This is a genomic window from Pseudomonas frederiksbergensis, from assembly GCF_003732275.1.
GTDB lineage: Bacteria > Pseudomonadota > Gammaproteobacteria > Pseudomonadales > Pseudomonadaceae > Aquipseudomonas > Aquipseudomonas frederiksbergensis_H.
In genome coordinates, this window is sequence record NZ_MOBM01000038.1 from 883506 (window position 1) to 900583 (window position 17078).

General features: G+C 60.0%; 17 protein-coding genes. 7 read left to right on the forward strand and 10 right to left on the reverse strand.

From position 1 onward, the window contains the following. Positions 1-238: 238 nt before the first annotated feature. Positions 239-574, reverse strand: coding sequence for a hypothetical protein (locus BK662_RS23500; protein WP_259695950.1), 336 nt, complete (start codon positions 572-574; stop codon positions 239-241). Between the two features lie 206 nt (positions 575-780). After that, positions 781-1902 (reverse strand): cytochrome P450, encoded by a 1122-nt coding sequence (locus BK662_RS23505; protein ID WP_123359771.1) that lies wholly within the window; start codon positions 1900-1902, stop codon positions 781-783. 81 nt (positions 1903-1983) lie between these two features. Here BK662_RS23505 and BK662_RS23510 point away from each other — a divergent pair, with 81 nt between their 5' ends. Further along, positions 1984-2748, forward strand: coding sequence for an ArsR/SmtB family transcription factor (locus BK662_RS23510; protein WP_123359770.1), 765 nt, complete (start codon positions 1984-1986; stop codon positions 2746-2748). Here the strand turns inward: BK662_RS23510 and BK662_RS23515 are convergent. After that, positions 2745-3353, reverse strand: a complete 609-nt coding sequence (locus BK662_RS23515; RefSeq protein ID WP_123359769.1) for a LysE family translocator — start codon at positions 3351-3353, stop codon at positions 2745-2747. The genes BK662_RS23510 and BK662_RS23515 overlap by 4 nt on opposite strands. A gap of 105 nt (positions 3354-3458) precedes the next feature. Between BK662_RS23515 and BK662_RS23520 the strand changes: the two genes are divergently transcribed. Next, a complete protein-coding gene (locus tag BK662_RS23520) occupies positions 3459-4385 on the forward strand; it encodes a LysR substrate-binding domain-containing protein (protein WP_123359768.1) in 927 nt (308 codons plus the stop codon). Here the strand turns inward: BK662_RS23520 and BK662_RS23525 are convergent. The 6 genes from BK662_RS23525 to BK662_RS23550 all read right to left on the reverse strand — a co-directional run bounded on the left by BK662_RS23525 (position 4375) and on the right by BK662_RS23550 (position 11123). Further along, positions 4375-4716, reverse strand: a complete 342-nt coding sequence (locus BK662_RS23525; RefSeq protein WP_123359767.1) for a hypothetical protein — start codon at positions 4714-4716, stop codon at positions 4375-4377. The two genes, BK662_RS23520 and BK662_RS23525, sit on opposite strands and share 11 nt — an antisense overlap. Positions 4717-4850: 134 nt before the next feature. Further along, entirely contained in the window at positions 4851-5870 is a 1020-nt protein-coding gene (locus BK662_RS23530; RefSeq protein WP_123359766.1) for a branched-chain amino acid aminotransferase, read from the reverse strand. Between the two features lie 288 nt (positions 5871-6158). Further along, a complete protein-coding gene (lpdA, locus tag BK662_RS23535; RefSeq protein ID WP_123359765.1) occupies positions 6159-7541 on the reverse strand; it encodes a dihydrolipoyl dehydrogenase in 1383 nt (460 codons plus the stop codon). Between the two features lie 17 nt (positions 7542-7558). Beyond that, on the reverse strand, positions 7559-8827 hold the full coding sequence (locus tag BK662_RS23540; RefSeq protein WP_123359764.1) for a dihydrolipoamide acetyltransferase family protein: 1269 nt from the start codon (positions 8825-8827) through the stop codon (positions 7559-7561). After that, positions 8828-9886: an alpha-ketoacid dehydrogenase subunit beta gene (locus BK662_RS23545; protein ID WP_007895121.1), complete on the reverse strand. Its 1059-nt coding sequence runs from the start codon at positions 9884-9886 to the stop codon at positions 8828-8830. A 1-nt stretch (position 9887) separates the two neighbouring features. Next, positions 9888-11123, reverse strand: a complete 1236-nt coding sequence (locus BK662_RS23550) for a 3-methyl-2-oxobutanoate dehydrogenase (2-methylpropanoyl-transferring) subunit alpha (protein ID WP_123359763.1) — start codon at positions 11121-11123, stop codon at positions 9888-9890. Between the two features lie 185 nt (positions 11124-11308). On the opposite strand from BK662_RS23550, the gene bkdR reads away from it, so the two are divergent. Beyond that, a complete protein-coding gene (gene bkdR, locus BK662_RS23555; protein WP_017339472.1) occupies positions 11309-11797 on the forward strand; it encodes a Bkd operon transcriptional regulator BkdR in 489 nt (162 codons plus the stop codon). A 118-nt stretch (positions 11798-11915) separates the two neighbouring features. Here the strand turns inward: bkdR and BK662_RS23560 are convergent, their stop codons facing one another. Further along, complete coding sequence (locus BK662_RS23560) at positions 11916-12779, reverse strand: MBL fold metallo-hydrolase (protein ID WP_123359762.1); 864 nt, start codon at positions 12777-12779, stop codon at positions 11916-11918. A 104-nt stretch (positions 12780-12883) separates the two neighbouring features. On the opposite strand from BK662_RS23560, the gene BK662_RS23565 reads away from it, so the two are divergent. From BK662_RS23565 to BK662_RS23585, 4 genes are all read left to right on the forward strand, one after another. Continuing rightward, on the forward strand, positions 12884-13219 hold the full coding sequence (locus BK662_RS23565) for an ArsR/SmtB family transcription factor (RefSeq protein ID WP_032830345.1): 336 nt from the start codon (positions 12884-12886) through the stop codon (positions 13217-13219). Positions 13220-13393: 174 nt separating this feature from the next. Continuing rightward, entirely contained in the window at positions 13394-14638 is a 1245-nt protein-coding gene (locus BK662_RS23575) for an NAD(P)/FAD-dependent oxidoreductase (protein WP_123359761.1), read from the forward strand. A 9-nt stretch (positions 14639-14647) separates the two neighbouring features. After that, positions 14648-15454 carry a sulfite exporter TauE/SafE family protein gene (locus BK662_RS23580; protein WP_123359760.1) on the forward strand — a complete coding sequence of 269 codons (807 nt, stop codon included), beginning with the start codon at positions 14648-14650 and terminating at the stop codon, positions 15452-15454. A gap of 209 nt (positions 15455-15663) precedes the next feature. Beyond that, positions 15664-16848, forward strand: a complete 1185-nt coding sequence (locus BK662_RS23585) for a porin (protein WP_008005357.1) — start codon at positions 15664-15666, stop codon at positions 16846-16848. Positions 16849-17078 lie beyond the last annotated feature (230 nt).

A 17078-nucleotide genomic window follows, 5' to 3' on the forward strand; every position in this document is an offset into this window, starting at 1 on the left:
AACGACAAACCCCGCCATTTCTTCTTACAGAGATGGCGGGTTTTTGGCTTTTTTGTGGCGAGAGGGGCTTGTCTTGATGACTGTCCGTTTAGTGTTGGCGGCCCCAAAAGATCGCAGCCTGCGGCAGCTCCTACGGATTTGTGTACGGCTTCGATTCCATGGGTGTACCCGGTCGGCGTAGGAGCTGCCGAAGGCTGCGATCTTGGCGATCCCAAGTGTCCTTTTGCTAAACGGTAAGTCAGGTGTATGCCTCAATATCATCAAGGGTGTCCGCCACAGTCCCTTCCAGTGAGGGGAATCTTTCCTTCACCTTTTCAAGAGCCGGGCGTACAGCACCCAAGTCCAGACCACCCTGTCTGCGGGCTATGTGACCGAGCGCGGTGATGGCAGCTGCTGCAACCGATTCGGATTCACCCTCGAGATACTTCAGGCAGGTGTTCTGAGCCCAAACCCTGTCTTGCTCATTCAGCCCGATAGAAATCAATGCGGCGGCAACGTTGGTTTCTAAGTCGCTCGCTAGAAGTCTCGTCGCTTCCTCGTGGCTCATTGTTGGATCTTGGTAGAGGAGGCTCACTTTGTAACTCCATTCTGTGGCTGGTTCACGGTCAGTTCACCCGCGATGTAGCCTATTGCGCAAGTCAAAAGTAATGCGTTGTTTGTCAGGCCGCCTTCGCGAGCAAGCCCGCTCCCACAGGGGATTTGTGTCGATCACAAATGTTGTGAACATCGACGATCAAGTGTGGGAGCGGGCTTGCTCGCGAAGAACGATGACGCGGTCTGTCAGGTATTCGGCAGGTCGGTGAACAAAGGAATCCGCCCATTCAGGGAAGGGCGATAGTGCCAGGCCAAACGGTCCAAAGCAGGTTTCATCGCCAGGATCTCAGTCAGCGTGGCGCTGGCAATGCTCATGGCTAACACCTGCCCCGGACATTGATGACGCCCCGCGCCGAAAGTGAAACTGCGACGGTTCGGGCGATCGGGCAAAAACGCATCGGGATCCTCATTAAGCTGCGGATCGCGATTGGCTGAGGCCAGCAGCACCAGAATAACGTCGCCGGGGTTCAGGTTTATGCCGTCGATTTCACACGGCTCGGCGACGAAACGGCGGGTGTTTTGCACCGATGGGTCGAAGCGCTGGACTTCAGCGATCAAGTCATCAACTTGAGCCGAATCCAGCTGTGGGTTTCGGATTAACGCTAATAGCGCATTACCGATCAGCCCGGCAGTGGCTTCATGGGTCTGGGAGAAAAGGCCGATCAAATTGGCGATCAAGATTTCAGAATCGGTCGATGTTGCCGCGAAGCGCTGCCGGATACCGGCGAGCAGGGCACTTCGGTTGCTCGGGTCGTCCAGAAGCCCGATGAAATAACCCTTCAGTTGTTCCGCCGCGACATGGGCGGTGTCCAGCTGCGCTTGGTCGCTGAGGGGCGACAGGCAGGCGACGAAGTCGGCGGTCAGCTCGCTGATGGCCCGGCCCTGAGCTGGAGAAAACCCCAGCAACGCCGCCACTACGCAGACCGGCCCGCGAAACATCGCCGCGTACAACCCGTCGGCGCCCGGGGTAATCAACCGAGCGCCGACCAACGCATTGACCTCGTTCACGTCAATCAACGCCAGCCCCGGCTCAATCGCCGCCCTCGGGCAACGCTGCCGTGCGCCCTCGTTCATCCGCATCAACTGACCGAACACCTTGCCGGCCATGCCTTGAGCAATGCCCTTGGGCACCGGTTCATGGGGAGGCCGCACATGACAATCCGGATGCGCCAGCACGGCCGCGACGGATCGCGCGCTGCTGGCCACCCACAGTTTCAGTCCTTGATGAAAAGCCAGTCCGCCCTCGGTGCGCAATTGCGCGTAGTAAGGGTAGGGATCGGCGTGAGTCGCAGCGATGATCGGGTCCATGGGTCGCAGCCTTATCGGTGGTTGAAAAGTGTTGCTACTATCTCCAGTCCGAAAGGGCCTTGATTCGTCCAGGAGCGAAATATGAACGTAGAACAACACGACATTGGCGTCTCTCAAGTGGCGGCAGCGATTGCCGAACCGGCCCGGACGAAAATCCTCTGTTCGCTGATGGACGGCCACGCCCGCACCAGCACCGAACTGGCGGCGGTTGCCGAAGTCAGCGCCTCGACCGCAAGTGCTCATCTGGCCAAGCTCAAGGAGCTGGCGCTGGTGCGTTTGCACATTCAGGGCCGTCACCGCTATTACAGCCTCGCGGACAAGCGCGTGGCCCAGGCCCTGGAAGCGCTGATGGTAATCGGCCAGAACGCGGCGCCGACGTTCAATCCGCGCACCCCCGACCGCCTGCAATTCGCCCGCACTTGCTACGACCACATGGCCGGTACGTTGGCGGTGTTGCTGCATGACCGGATGATCGAAGCGGGGTGGTTGCTGGAAACCGATGAGCAGGCTTATCGACTGAGCGACAGCGGTGAAGCGTTGTTCGAAGGGTTGGGGATCGACGTCAAAGACCTCGGCACCTTGCGCCGCCGCTTCGCCTGCCCGTGTCTGGACTGGAGCATGCGTCGGCCGCATTTGGGCGGCGCCTTGGGCGCGGCATTGCTGCAAACGGCGATCAAACGCAAATGGGTGACGCAGGATCTGGACAGCCGGGCGCTGGCGTTGACGGCGGTGGGGCGCAAGGAACTCAGTAGCCGGTTCGCCGTTGAGCTGCCGGTTCAGGCGACAACAGCACAACCCGCGGCCACTGAGAGCAGGCGCCGCGCGATTGCCAGTCCTGTGGCTTAGCGACTCGACGAGGCCATGAGCACGCCAAAGCCGGCGAAGGTCACGCCCGAGACTTTCGCCGCCAGCCAGGAACCCTTCGGGCTCGACAACCAGCCTTTGGCGGCATTGGCGAGCAAGGCATAGCTGCCATGCACCAGAATCACCAATACGCCGTAGGAAGCGACCAGTTTGATGAACTGGGTGTAGAAGTGCGCCGAGGTATCGATGAATTGCGGAAACACCGCCAGAAAGAAAAACACCGCCTTGGGGTTCAAAAGCTGCATCGAAGCCGCTTCAAGGAAGCGATAGCCAGGGCTTGAGGGGCGCGTTTCAAGCAGCGTACTGAAACGATCCGAGCGCCAGCTTTTGTAACCCAGGTACAACAAATAGGCGGCCCCTGCGTATTTCAACGCGGTAAAGGCGTTTGCGGAGGTGCTGAGTATCAGACCCACACTGGTGGCACTGATGGCGGCGACAACGAACGCCCCCGACGCGATCCCCAGAATGCCCGGCACTGCGCCCGTCCAGCCGTGACGCACTGCGTTGGACAGGGTCAGGACCACGCCAGGCCCCGGGCTCAAAATGGTCAGGGTGGCGAAAAGTATAAAGAGTCCATAGCTGTTCATGTCGTGCTCCGTCAGGTGGCGCTGGCTGCGTGCTGGCAGAGTGGCGTGACGACGAGGGCGTGACAAACGCTTTAATTAAAGCGCATAGGTGACTAAATTAGACGCATGAAAAATCAACTACCGCCGCTTAATGCTGTTCGCGCCTTCGCCATCGCTGCTCGTCATCAGAGCTTCAGGCTGGCGGCCGAAGAGTTGCATGTGAGCCACAGTGCCGTCAGCCGGCACATCAAATTGCTCGAGGAATACCTGGGCGTGCTGCTGTTCGAGCGGCGCATCCGGCAATCGGTGCTGACGCCGGCCGGCCAGCGCTTTTATGAGCAAGTCAGCGCCGGGCTGGCGCAGATAGCCAACGCCGCCGCTGCGCTCAAGCAACATGCCTCGCTGCCTACCGTGAAGATCAATGTCCGTCCGTCCTTTGCCGTGCTTTGGCTGACGCCCAGGCTGGGGGATTTCATTGCGCAGCACCCGGACATCAAGCCGCAGGTGATCACGCAAACCCAGGCGCCCGATCAGGCACGCGACGGGTTCGATATCGTCATTCGCCGTGGTCGTGACGATTGGGCGCCGGAGATTGAGGCGCGAGCGCTGTTCGAAGACGAACTCTTACTGGTCGCGGCGCCATCGCTGATCGAGCGCCTGCCACTTGAAGACCTCACTTCGCTGAGCCGGCACACGTTACTGACCGCCAAGGCACGTCGTGAAGACTGGCACCATTGGGCGATGCACTTTGGTCAAAGTCTGTCAGCTACTCAGGTCACCCGGCAGTTTGATCACATGCACATGGTGCTTCAGGCTGCCGTGGAGGGACAGGGCATAGCCTTGTGCCCGACCTCTTTGCTGGGCACCCATCTTTTGAGCGGAGACCTGACCTGCCCGTTGCCCGAGTTGCGTATGCCGTTGCCGCGTTATTACTACGGTGTTGCGCCGGACGTGACGGCGCAGACACGGGTGTTTGTGGAGTGGTTGTTTGCCCGGATTGCTCAGGATGAGCAGCGTTGGAAAACACCTCGTGCTGTGACCGCTACGCTCTGAAAACCCAGACAATCTCCACCACGCGGACTGCCAAGATCAGGTAAATCAGAAACAAGATAATCTGAAATGCCGTGTGATACGGCAACTTGGACAGCCGGCGCAGACCGTCACTGACACTCAGCAACATCAGCATCGCTGACACCAAAATCAGCCCCCAACCCGCCAGATTCGAAGCGAGCAACCCCATGAACAGGTGATGCTCGCGATCCAGTACGTTGGTGCCTGCAGCGAACAGAAGGGCGCACACCAGCAGGTTTTTGATGTTGTCGAACACTTGCGTGGTGAAATCGGTGTCCAGCAAGGCCAGATACTTTCGCCAGAGTTTTCCCATGGTTTTAGTGGCACCTGTTGATGGCTGTTGCACGTGGCAAGTCTAGTGACGTTTCCACGAAACGCAGACGAAAAAAAGCCCGGCCTTCAATGTGATGGCCGGGCTTTTGTGTTCAAACGGGCAGTCGCGTCAAATCAAACTTTGACGATCCAGCCCGCTGGCGCTTCGACGTCGCCGGTCTGTACACCGGTCAGCTCTTTGTAGAGCTTCTGGGTGACCGGGCCGACTTCGGTTTCGCTATGGAACACGTGCAGCTTGTCGTTGTAGCTGATACCGCCGATCGGGGTGATCACGGCGGCAGTACCGCAAGCACCGGCTTCCTTGAAGTCGGACAGCTTGTCGATGAACACGTCACCTTCGATCACTTCCAGGCCCAGACGGGTTTTGGCCAGCTCGATCAACGACAGACGAGTGATGCCCGGCAACACCGAAGGGGAATTCGGGGTGACGAACTTGTTGTCGTGGGTGATCCCGAAGAAGTTGGCCGAGCCGACTTCTTCGATTTTGGTGTGCGTCAGCGGGTCCAGGTAGATGCAGTCGGCGAAATGCGCCTTCTTGGCCTGGGAGCCCGGCATCAGGCTGGCGGCGTAGTTGCCACCGACCTTGGCCGCGCCGGTGCCTTGTGGGGCAGCACGGTCGTAGCTGGAGATGAGGAAGTTGTGCGGGGTCAAACCGCCCTTGAAGTAGGCGCCGACCGGGATGCAGAAGATCGAGAAGATGAACTCGGGCGCGGTACGCACGCCGATGTTGTCACCCACGCCGATCACGAACGGGCGCAGGTACAGCGCGCCGCCGGTGCCGTAAGGCGGGATGAAACGCTCGTTGGCGCGCACCACTTCCTTGCACGCTTCGACGAACTGCTCGGTAGACACCTGCGGCATCAGCAGGCGCGCGCAGCTGCGTTGCATGCGTGCGGCGTTCTGGTCCGGGCGGAACAGGTTGATCGAACCGTCCTTGCAGCGGTAGGCCTTCAGGCCTTCGAAGCACTGCTGGCCATAGTGAAGGGCAGTGGAGCCTTCGCTGATGTGCAGCACGTTGTCTTCGGTCAGGGTGCCTTTGTCCCACTCGCCATTACGCCAGTGCGACAGATATCGCTTGTCTGTCTTGATGTAGTCAAAACCCAGCTTGTCCCAATTGATGCTTTCGTTACCCATGACACCCTCTATCACTTAACAACCGCCGAAACGGTTCAAGGCTTCTGACATTTTTCTGGATGGGGACAACAATACTTCATTCCGGGCCCATTTCGCAGCCCGGACTATCGGCTCGCTCATTAAATTTGCTGCCGATTATTCATTGTTCGAAACCCTGTGGCGAGGGAGCTTGCTCCCGCTCGGCTGCGAAGCAGTCGTAAATCCAGACAACGCGGTGTGCCTGAAAGTCAGCAAGGGGCCGCTTCGCAGCCCAGCGGGAGCAAGCTCCCTCGCCACAGTTGATCGCGTTTACAGGTGCAACGCATGCCCCAAAGCACGCAACGCCGCTTCCTGCACCGCCTCACCGAGCGTCGGATGCGCGTGGATGGTGCCGGCGATGTCTTCCAGTCGGGCGCCCATTTCCAGGCTTTGACCGAACGCCGTCGACAACTCCGACACGCCCACACCCACCGCCTGCCAACCAACAATCACATGATTGTCACGGCGCGCCACGACCCGCACAAAGCCGCTTTTCGACTCCAGCGTCATCGCCCGGCCATTGGCGGCGAACGGGAAACTCGAAACGATGCAGTCCAGTCCCGCAGCCTTGGCCTCGTCCGGTGTCTTGCCGACCACCACCAGTTCCGGGTCGGTGAAGCACACGGCGGCGATGGCGGTCGGGTTGAATTCGCGGTGTTTACCGCTGATCAGCTCGGCAACCATTTCACCCTGAGCCATGGCCCGGTGGGCGAGCATCGGTTCGCCGCTCAAGTCGCCGATGGCGTAGACATTGCGCATGCTGGTCTGGCAACGGTTGTCGATCTTGATCGCCGAACCGCTCATCTCCAGATTCAAGGCTTCGAGATTCCAGCCCTGAGTGTTGGGTTTGCGACCGACGGCCACCAGCACCTGATCGGTTGCAAGATTCAGGATGTCGCCGTTAGGGTCACGAACTTGTAGAGTATTTCTTTGTGAATCAAAGCCTTCGACGCTGTGTTTCAAGTAAAGCTTCACGTCGAGTTGCTTAAGCGCTTCGTGTACGGGATGGGTCAGTTCGGCATCGTAGGCCGGCAGGATACGATCCTGCGCCTCGACCACACTGACCTCGGCGCCGAGTTTGCGATAGGCAATCCCCAGCTCCAGACCGATGTAACCGCCACCGACCACGACCAGCCGTTTCGGCACGCTTTTCGGCGCCAGGGCTTCGGTGGAGGAGATGATCGGCCCGCCAATCGGCAGCATTGGCAGGTTCACGCTTTTCGAACCGGTGGCCAGCACCAGGTGCTCGCACTGAATGCGCGTGTCGCCGACATCGACGGTTTTGCCATCGATCACTTTGGCCCAGCCTTGAATGACCTGGACCTTGTGCTTCTTCAACAGCGCCGAGACGCCGGTGGTCAGACGATCAACGATACCGTCCTTCCACTCGACGCTCTTGCCGATGTCCAGGGTCGGTGTCGACACGCTGATGCCCAGCGCCGAGTATTGGCTGTGGTGTTGCGTCTGATGGAACTGTTCGGCGACGTGAATCAATGCCTTCGATGGAATGCAGCCGATGTTCAGGCAGGTGCCGCCCAACGATTCGCCTTCCACCAGAATGGTCGAAATGCCCAGCTGACCGGCACGGATCGCCGTCACATAGCCGCCAGGGCCGCCGCCGATGATCAGCAGCGTGGTGTTCAAAGTTTGCATGCCTGCTCCACTAATAATTAGTCCACAAACAGGGTGGCGGGTTGTTCGAGCAAGCCACGAACGGCCTGGATGAATTGCGCCGCGTCCATGCCATCGACCACGCGGTGATCGAAGGAGCTGGAGAGGTTCATCATCTTGCGAATCACGATCTGGCCTTTGACGACCATCGGCCGTTCGACGATTTTGTTCACGCCGACGATTGCCACTTCCGGCAGGTTCAGCACCGGGGTGCTGACGATGCCGCCCAGGGCGCCGAGGCTAGTCAGGGTGATGGTCGAACCGGACAGCTCATCGCGGCTGGCCTTGCCAGTGCGCGCGGCGGTGGCCAAACGGGAGATTTCCGCGGCGCTGTCCCACAGGCTGCGAGTTTCGGCATGACGCACAACCGGCACCATCAAACCGATGTCGGCTTGGGTGGCGACGCCCACATGCACCGCGCCGAGGCGGGTGATGACTTGCGCTTCGTCGTCGTAGCGGGCGTTGATCTGCGGAAAGTCGCGCAGAGCCACAACCAGCGCGCGGACCAGGAACGGTAGCAAGGTCAGCTTGCCGCGGGTCGCGCCGTGTTTTTCGTTCAGGTGTGCGCGCAGTTCTTCCACGGCAGTGACGTCGATTTCTTCGACGTAGCTGAAGTGGGCAGCACGCTGGGTGGCGTCTTGCATGCGCTGGGCGATCTTGCGGCGCATGCCGATCACCGGGATTTGCTCTTCGTCGTTGCGCTGGGCGTACGCGGCGGTGGCGGTCGATGCATTCGACTGACCCTGAGCCAGCCAGGCTTCGAGGTCTTCGTGCAGCACCCGACCGGCAGGGCCGCTGCCACGCACCAGACGCAATTGAATGCCGAGGTCCAGGGCATGTTTGCGCACGGCCGGGGAGGCCAGCGGGCGTTCATCGGCCTCGCGAGCAACCATCGGGCCTTGGCACGCGGCGGCCGGGCGAGGCGCCGCAACCGGTTTGCTTTCAACAACGGCTTCAACTTTCGGCGCTGCAACGGGTGCTTCTTTAACCGCTACTGGCTGGGCCGACTCTTTAACGTTGCCCGTGCCTTCAACTTCAATGCTGATCAAGATGCTGCCAACCGCCATGACTTCGCCAGGCTGTCCGCCCAGCGAAATCACCTTGCCATGCACCGGGGATGGAATGTCGACCATCGCCTTGTCGGTCATGACATCGGCCAGCACCTGATCCTCGACGACCATGTCGCCAACCTTGACGTGCCACTGAGACAGTTCAACTTCTGCAATGCCTTCGCCAATGTCCGGCATTTTAATAACGTGCGTGCCCATTCAGACCTCCATAACCCGATGCAAAGCCGCGCCCACTCGGGACGGACCAGGGAAATACGCCCACTCTTGCGCATGCGGGTAGGGGGTGTCCCAACCGGTGACGCGTTCGATCGGCGCTTCCAGGTAGTGGAAGCAATGCTCTTGCACCAAGGCGACCAGTTCGGCGCCGAAACCGCAGGTGCGGGTCGCTTCGTGAACAATCACGCAACGGCCGGTTTTCTTCACCGACTTGACGATGGTGTCCAGGTCCAGCGGCCACAGGCTGCGCAGGTCGATGACTTCGGCGTCGATACCGGTTTCTTCAGCCGCCACTTGCGACACATAAACCGTGGTGCCGTAGGTCAGGATGGTCACGTCTTTGCCCGGACGAGCGATGGCGGCGACGTCCAGCGGCACGGTGTAGTAACCGTCCGGTACTTGCGCGGCGGGGTGTTTCGACCATGGCGTTACCGGACGGTCGTGGTGACCATCGAACGGGCCGTTGTACAGACGTTTTGGTTCGAGGAAGATCACCGGGTCATCGTTTTCGATGGAGGCGATCAGCAAGCCTTTGGCGTCGTAAGGGTTGGACGGCATGACCGTGCGCAAACCGCAAACCTGGGTGAACATCGCCTCGATGCTCTGGCTGTGGGTCTGGCCACCATAGATGCCGCCGCCGCATGGCATGCGCAGGGTCATCGGCGCGGTGAACTCACCGGCCGAGCGATAACGCAGGCGTGCCGCTTCGGAAATGATCTGGTCCGACGCCGGGTAGACGTAATCGGCGAACTGGATCTCGGCCACCGGCCGCAAACCGTAAGCGCCCATGCCCACGGCGACGCCGACGATGCCGCTTTCGGAGATCGGCGCATCGAATACCCGGGAGGTGCCGTATTTGTTCTGCAGGCCTTCGGTGCAACGGAACACGCCGCCGAAATAACCGACGTCCTGGCCGAACACCACGACGTTATCGTCACGCTCAAGCATCACATCCATGGCCGAGCGCAGGGCCTGGATCATGGTCATGGTGGTCGTGGTCATGGCGGTTTCCAACTCGATTTTATTGTTGTGATCGTTCATGTCAGATCCCCAACTCTTGACGCTGGCGCTTCAAGTGCTCCGGCATCTCTTTGTAGACGTCTTCGAACATGGTCGCGGCGCTTGGAATCTGGCCGCCGGCGAGGGTGCCGTACTGCTCGGCTTCTTTCTGTGCGGCGATCACTTCGGCTTCCAGTTCGGCGCTGACGGCGACGTGTTCCTCTTCGGACCACTGACCGACTTTGATCAGGTGCTGCTTGAGGCGGGCAATCGGGTCGCCCAACGGGAAGTGGCTCCAGTCGTCGGCAGGACGGTATTTGGACGGATCGTCGGACGTCGAGTGCGGGCCGGCGCGGTAGGTGACCCATTCGATCATGGTCGGGCCGAGGTTGCGGCGCGCGCGTTCGGCGGCCCAGGCAGAGGCGGCGTACACCGCGACAAAATCGTTGCCATCGACCCGCAGGGAGGCGATGCCGCAACCGACGCCGCGACCGGCGAAGGTGGTGGCTTCACCGCCGGCAATCGCCTGGAACGTCGAGATCGCCCACTGGTTGTTGACCACGTTGAGGATCACCGGCGCACGGTAGACGTGGGCGAAGGTGAGGGCGGTATGGAAGTCCGATTCTGCGGTAGCGCCGTCGCCGATCCAGGCCGAGGCGATTTTGGTGTCACCCTTGATCGCCGAGGCCATGCCCCAGCCCACGCCCTGAACGAATTGAGTGGCGAGGTTGCCGGAAATGGTGAAGAAGCCGGCGTCTTTGACCGAGTACATGATCGGCAGCTGACGGCCTTTGAGCGGATCGCGCTCGTTGGACAGCAGTTGGCAGATCAGGTCGACCAGTGGCACTTCGCGGGCCATCAGGATGCTTTGTTGACGGTAGGTGGGGAAGCACATGTCGTCGATGTTCAAGGCCAGGGCCTGGGCGCTGCCGATGGCTTCTTCGCCAAGGCTTTGCATGTAGAACGACATTTTTTTCTGACGCTGGGCGACCACCATGCGGTTGTCGAAAATCCGCGTCTTGAGCATGGCGCGCATGCCTTTACGCAGGATCTCGACTGGCACGCCTTCAGCCCATGGGCCGAGGGCATTGCCCTGGTCGTCGAGCACGCGAATCAGGCCTTTGGCCAGATCAGCCGTGTCCGCCGGTTCAACGTCGATTGGGGGTTTGCGCACCAGGCCTGCGTCAGTCAGATGCAGGTAGGAGAAGTCGGTTTTGCAGCCGGGGCGGCCCGAAGGTTCGGGAACGTGCAGGCGCAGCGGTTCGTACGCTTGGTTCATGGCTTCTACGCTCGATCTTGTGAATTTCTTGTAGTGAGCTGGCAGTCATTCTTCGGTAAAAGAATTCTTGTCCTACAACAATCATAGGCCGGCCCAAGAAGAATATTTCTCTCTGTTTCGTTGCGCTTGCGGTCATTTGAGGATAAAAATTCTGCATAAACATAAAAAGCAGGTGGTTTTGTCTCATGCGCAAACTGGACCGTACCGATATCGGCATTCTCAACAGCCTTCAGGAGAACGCGCGCATCACCAACGCCGACCTCGCGCGCTCGGTGAACCTGTCGCCGACGCCGTGCTTCAACCGGGTCAAGGCGATGGAAGAATTAGGACTGATTCGTGAGCAAGTGACCCTGCTGGATGCCGACCTGCTGGGGCTGCATGTGAATGTGTTCATTCACGTCAGCCTGGAGAAACAGGTGGAGGAGGCGTTGCAGCATTTCGAAGAGGCGATCTCGGATCGCCCGGAAGTGATGGAGTGCTATTTGATGGCCGGCGACCCGGACTACCTGATCCGCGTGCTGGTGCCGACCATTCAGTCGCTGGAACGCTTCATGATGGATTTTCTGACCAAAGTGCCGGGGGTGGCGAACATCCGTTCGAGCTTTGCGCTCAAGCAGGTGAGGTATAAGACGGCGCTGCCGTTGCCGGCGAACGGGTTGACGTTGGCCAATTGAAAATCAAAAGATCGCAGCCTTCGGCAGCTCCTACGGCGGGGGTTGGGTACACCCATTACATTGAGGTTGCATACGATCAATGTAGGAGCTGGCGAAGCCTGCGATCTTTTGATCTGATTTACAGCTTATTAATCGGGATCTTCAGGTAAGTCACGCCATTCTCTTCCGCCGGCGGCAAATTCCCCGCCCGCACATTCACTTGAATCGCTGGCAGCAACAACGTCGGCATGCATAACCCGGCATCGCGCCGGGTACGCATGGCGACGAAGGCGGCCTCATCAATGCCATCGTGAATATGAATGTTGCTTTTGCGCTGCTCACCCACCGTGCTCTGGCATTGCGGAGCGCGGCCCGTGGGCGGGTAATCGTGGCAGACGTAAAGCCGCACGCTGGCGGGAAAAGCCAACAGTTTCTGGATCGAGGCAAACATCTGGTTGGCGTTGCCACCGGGGAAGTCGCAGCGCGCCGTGCCGACATCCGGCATGAACAACGTATCGCCCACCAGAATCACATCGCCGTCGATCAAATAGGCCATGTCCGCCGGGGTATGCCCGGGCACATGCAGGGCCGTGGCCTTGAGGTTGCCGATCCGGAATGACTCGTCCGGCGCGAACAGGTGATCGAACTGTGAACCATCGACGCTAAATCCCGGCTCCAGATTGAACAGCGTCTTGAACACCCCCTGAACCTTGCTGATCGACTCACCAATCGCAATCTTGCCGCCCAGTTCCCGACGCAGATAAGGCGCGGCGGACAGGTGATCGGCATGGGCGTGGGTTTCCAGCAGCCATTGCACCTGCAACTGGTGTTCGCGTACGAAGGCGATGATCTTGTCGGCCTGGACGGTCGCGGTGCGCCCGGCGGCGGGGTCGTAATCCAGCACCGGATCGACAATCGCGCAGTGCCCGCCATCGTGTTCGTAGATCACGTAGCTGTAGGTCTTTGATGCGGGGTCGAGGAAGGCTTCAATCAACGCAGACATGGGGACGAACCTGTGGAAAGGGGCGAGAGCACAGTAACCGGTTGCAACACTTTATGTTTAAACATAATGTCCGCAGCTTAAGTGACGTCGAAGGCATCCTGCAAATGCAATCCAGTCTGACCGAATGTGAAGTCGCCCAGCTCCGGGCCTCGGCCTCCAAGGCTTGCGCGCTGCTCAAAGCCCTGGCCAACGAGGACCGCTTGCTGATTCTCTGCCAATTGACCCAGGGCGAGCGCAACGTCGGCGAGCTGGAGAAAATGACCGGCGTGCGCCAGCCCACACTGTCCCAACAGCTGGGCATCCTGCGCGACGAAGGATTGGTAGTCACCCGTCGTGAAGGCAAGTACATATTCTATGGTTTAGCCAGTCACGAAGTGATTCAGGTGATGAAGACACTGTCCGGCCTGTACTGCGGAGCGGTGCTGAAAAGCTGGGGCTGAACCTGATGCCGGTCAGTTAAGCGCAATCCATGTGGGAGCGGGCTTGCTCGCGAAGGCGGTGGCACAGTCAATAATGATGTCGCCTGACACACCGCTTTCGCGAGCAAGCCCGCTCCCACAGGTTCCGCGACTTAATGAACCTGGCGCCATGCATGCAATAACAAGGAATGAATGATGAACGATCAACACTGGGGCCCATCCATCAGTGCCGACATCGTGGTAATAGGCGGCGGGACCGCCGGCATTGGCCTGGTGGCCAGCCTGCTGAAACGCGATCCGGGCTTGAACATCACTGTTATCGAACCCGATAGCCGGCACTACTACCAACCGGCGTGGACGCTGGTGGGCGGCGGTGCTTACGCGGTGAAAAACACCGCGCGCCCGATGTCCTCAGTGATGCCGCGTCAGGCCACTTGGTTGCAGGCGTCCGTGACTGATATCGCCCCGGACAGCAAACAGCTGACCCTCAACGATGGCCGCACCGTCAGTTACCAGAACCTCGTTGTCTGCCCGGGGTTGTGCCTGGCCTGGGAGAAAATCGAAGGCTTGCAGGACACCCTCGGCCAGAACGGCGTGACTTCCAATTACAGCTATCGGCACGCGGCCTACACTTGGGAACTGGTCCAGGGATTGCGCGGCGGCAAAGCGATCTTCACCCAGCCAGCGATGCCGATCAAATGCGCTGGTGCGCCGCAGAAAGCCTTGTACTTGTCCTGCGATCACTGGCGTAAAACAGGGGTTCTGAACAAATTCGACGTCGAGTTCAATCTGGCCGGCGCAGCGTTGTTCGGCGTGGCGACATTCGTGCCGCCGCTCATGAAGTACATGGAAAAGTACAACGCCCGGCTGGCCTTCAATTCCAATCTGGTCAAGGTTGACGGACCGTCGAAAACCGCGTGGTTCGAGGTCAGGGACGCTGCAGGTGTTGTGACCGTAGAAGAAAAAACCTTCGACCTGCTGCACGTCGTGCCGCCTCAGGTCTCGCCGGATTTCATCCGCCAGAGCCCGTTGGCCGACGCCGCTGGCTGGTGCGAAGTGAACCCGCACAGCCTGCAACACGTACGCTATACAGACGTCTTTGCCTTGGGCGATGTCTGTTCCACCAGCAACGCGAAAACTGCTGCCGCCGCGCGCAAGCAGATCGTGGTGGTGGCGCAAAACCTGCTGGCCCTGCGCAAGCAACAGCCGTTGCCACTCAAGTACGACGGCTACGGTTCCTGCCCGCTGACGGTGGAGAAGGGCAAGGTGATCCTCGCCGAGTTCGGTTACGCCGGTAAATTGCTGCCGACCTTTCCCCTCGACCCGATCGTGCCGCGTCGTTCAGCCTGGTTTCTCAAGGCGACCCTGCTGCCATGGTTCTACTGGAATGGCCTGCTCAAGGGCCGTGAATGGCTGACCCATCTGTCCAAGGTTGACTGAGAGAACTCTATGTTGCTGGCCAGTTTTTTCGGTGTGGTCATGGGCCTGGTGCTCGGTTTGACCGGTGCCGGTGGCGGTATTCTTGCGGTGCCGGCCCTGGTGCTGGGGCTGGGATTGACCATGACCCAAGCGGCGCCCGTCGCCTTGTTCGCGGTGGGCAGTGCGGCGGCGATCGGTGCGATCGACGGTTTGCGCCATGGCCTGGTGCGCTATCGCGCGGCGTTGTTGATTGCACTGCTGGGCGCGGTGTTTTCGCCGGTGGGCATCTACTTCGCCCATCAGTTGCCGGAAAAGATCCTGATGATTCTGTTCAGTCTGCTGATGGTCATGGTGGCCTGGCGGATGCTGCGCCGGGAAAAGCCCGACGATGGCCCGAGCGATCACGGGCATGCCAACTGGGGCCAGAAGAACTGCATGCTCGATCAGCAGACCGGGCGTTTTTCCTGGACCGCCAAATGCACCGCAACCCTGGCGGTACTCGGCGCGGTGACCGGTGTGGTCTCGGGGCTGCTCGGTGTTGGCGGCGGCTTTCTGATTGTGCCGGCGTTCAAGCAACTGACCGACGTGCAGATGCGCGGCATCGTCGCTACTTCGTTGATGGTGATCAGTCTGATCTCGGTGATTGGGGTGATCGGCGCGTTTCATGCCGGGGTGCGGATCGATGGTTTGGGCGTGTCGTTCATTGTCGCCAGCATCGTCGGGATGATCCTCGGTCGAAAACTCTGCGCACGGGTACCGGCCCGAGGGCTGCAGATCGGCTTCGCCAGCGTCTGCGTGGTGACCGCCGTTTACATGCTGTTTAGAGCGCTCGCCTAGCGGACACCGGTTCCTGTGGACGCCAGTCGGGTCCACAGGCGTACACCCTAAGTTCCGGGCCTGGCCGGCGGGCGGTCTTACACCGAATTTGCCGCGCGCCACCGGCCAATCCAAAGCAGCTGACAACCGCCCCCAAGGCAGCGTATGACGCCGCCGGTCCACTTTCGATAATCGCCTCCGACATCAAGTCCCCCGTTGCGGAGCGCGTCATGCACAACAATAAGAACTTCAAGCATCGTTTCTTGCCGGCCTTCATCGCCAGCCTGTCCTCCCTGGGCCTGAGCTCAATGGCCGAGGCCGAGATCATGCTGTACGACAAGGACCAGACCACGTTCTCCACGGATGGCTACATCAACGCCTTCTACGTGAACAGCGACGTGGACCGGGCCGGCGAGCAGTACGACCGGCGCCAGGCGCGGGTGAAGATGGGATTCCTGCCCAACTACCTGGGCTTCAACATGGGCAAACAAGTCGATGACCTCAAGCTCGGCGCCCGCGCCTCGTTCTGGGTGACCATCAACGACAGCGAAACCAACGGCACCGACACCGCCATCGACGTGCGGCAGTTCTACGGCACGGTGGCCAATCCAGAGTGGGGCGAGGTGCTGATCGGCAAGGACTTCGGCCTGTTTGCCCGCTCCAACATCCTGCTCGATGAATTGCTCGCCGGTTATGGTCAGGTCAGCGATACGTTGGGCCTGGTGGACGGCGGCGGGGTGTCGTTCGGCAACATCGGCAGCGGTTATCCGTACCCGTTCCCGACGTCGCAGATTACCTATCGCACCCCGGTGATGGATGGCTTGCGGGTGGCGGTCGGGATCATGGACCCGGTCGACACCAACGACAGCAGCGCGACGGGCAAGGCGTATCAGGAGAACCCGCGCACCGAGAGCGAGATCACCTATCAGTTCGACGTCGGCGGGGCGAAGATTTACAGCTGGCTCAACGGCAGCTACCAGACTTCGGACAACACCGACTCCAGCGTCGAGTCCGTCACCTCCAAAGGCGTCGGCTACGGCGTGCAGGCGAAGATGGGCGGGCTGTCGCTGACCGGCTCCGGTTTCCAGGCCAAGGGCATCAACCCGTTCTTCACCAACAACGCCGGCGAACCGACCTTGCGCAACGTCGACAGCGACGGTTACTTGTTGCAGGGCTCCTACAAACTCGGCAAAAACCGCCTGGCACTGTCTTACGGCAAGACCGAGGACGACGGCAACGGCGTGGTCGGCAGCGGCGCCGATTACGAGACCCGCGGCATTGCGCTGTTCCATGACGTCAACGACAACCTGAAGCTGGTGGCCGAGTACAACCAGTTCGAAATCAACGGCCATGACACCAGCGCTCAGAATGAAGACACCGATACGTTTGCAGTGGGGGCGGTGTTGACTTGGTAACTCCGTAATCGGCACAACGCAGATCCAATGTGGGAGCGAGCCTGCTCGCGATGAGGGCCTAATATTCAGCGAATATGTTGAATGTAAGTCCGCCATCGCGAGCAGGCTCGCTCCCACAGGGGATCTGCAGTGTCTTATAGATTCTGAAAGCCCTCTCATCCCATCGAACCACCCACCCACTACCCAAGTAGCATTCGCCGCCGCCCGCAGGCTTCGTACACTCGTGCCTC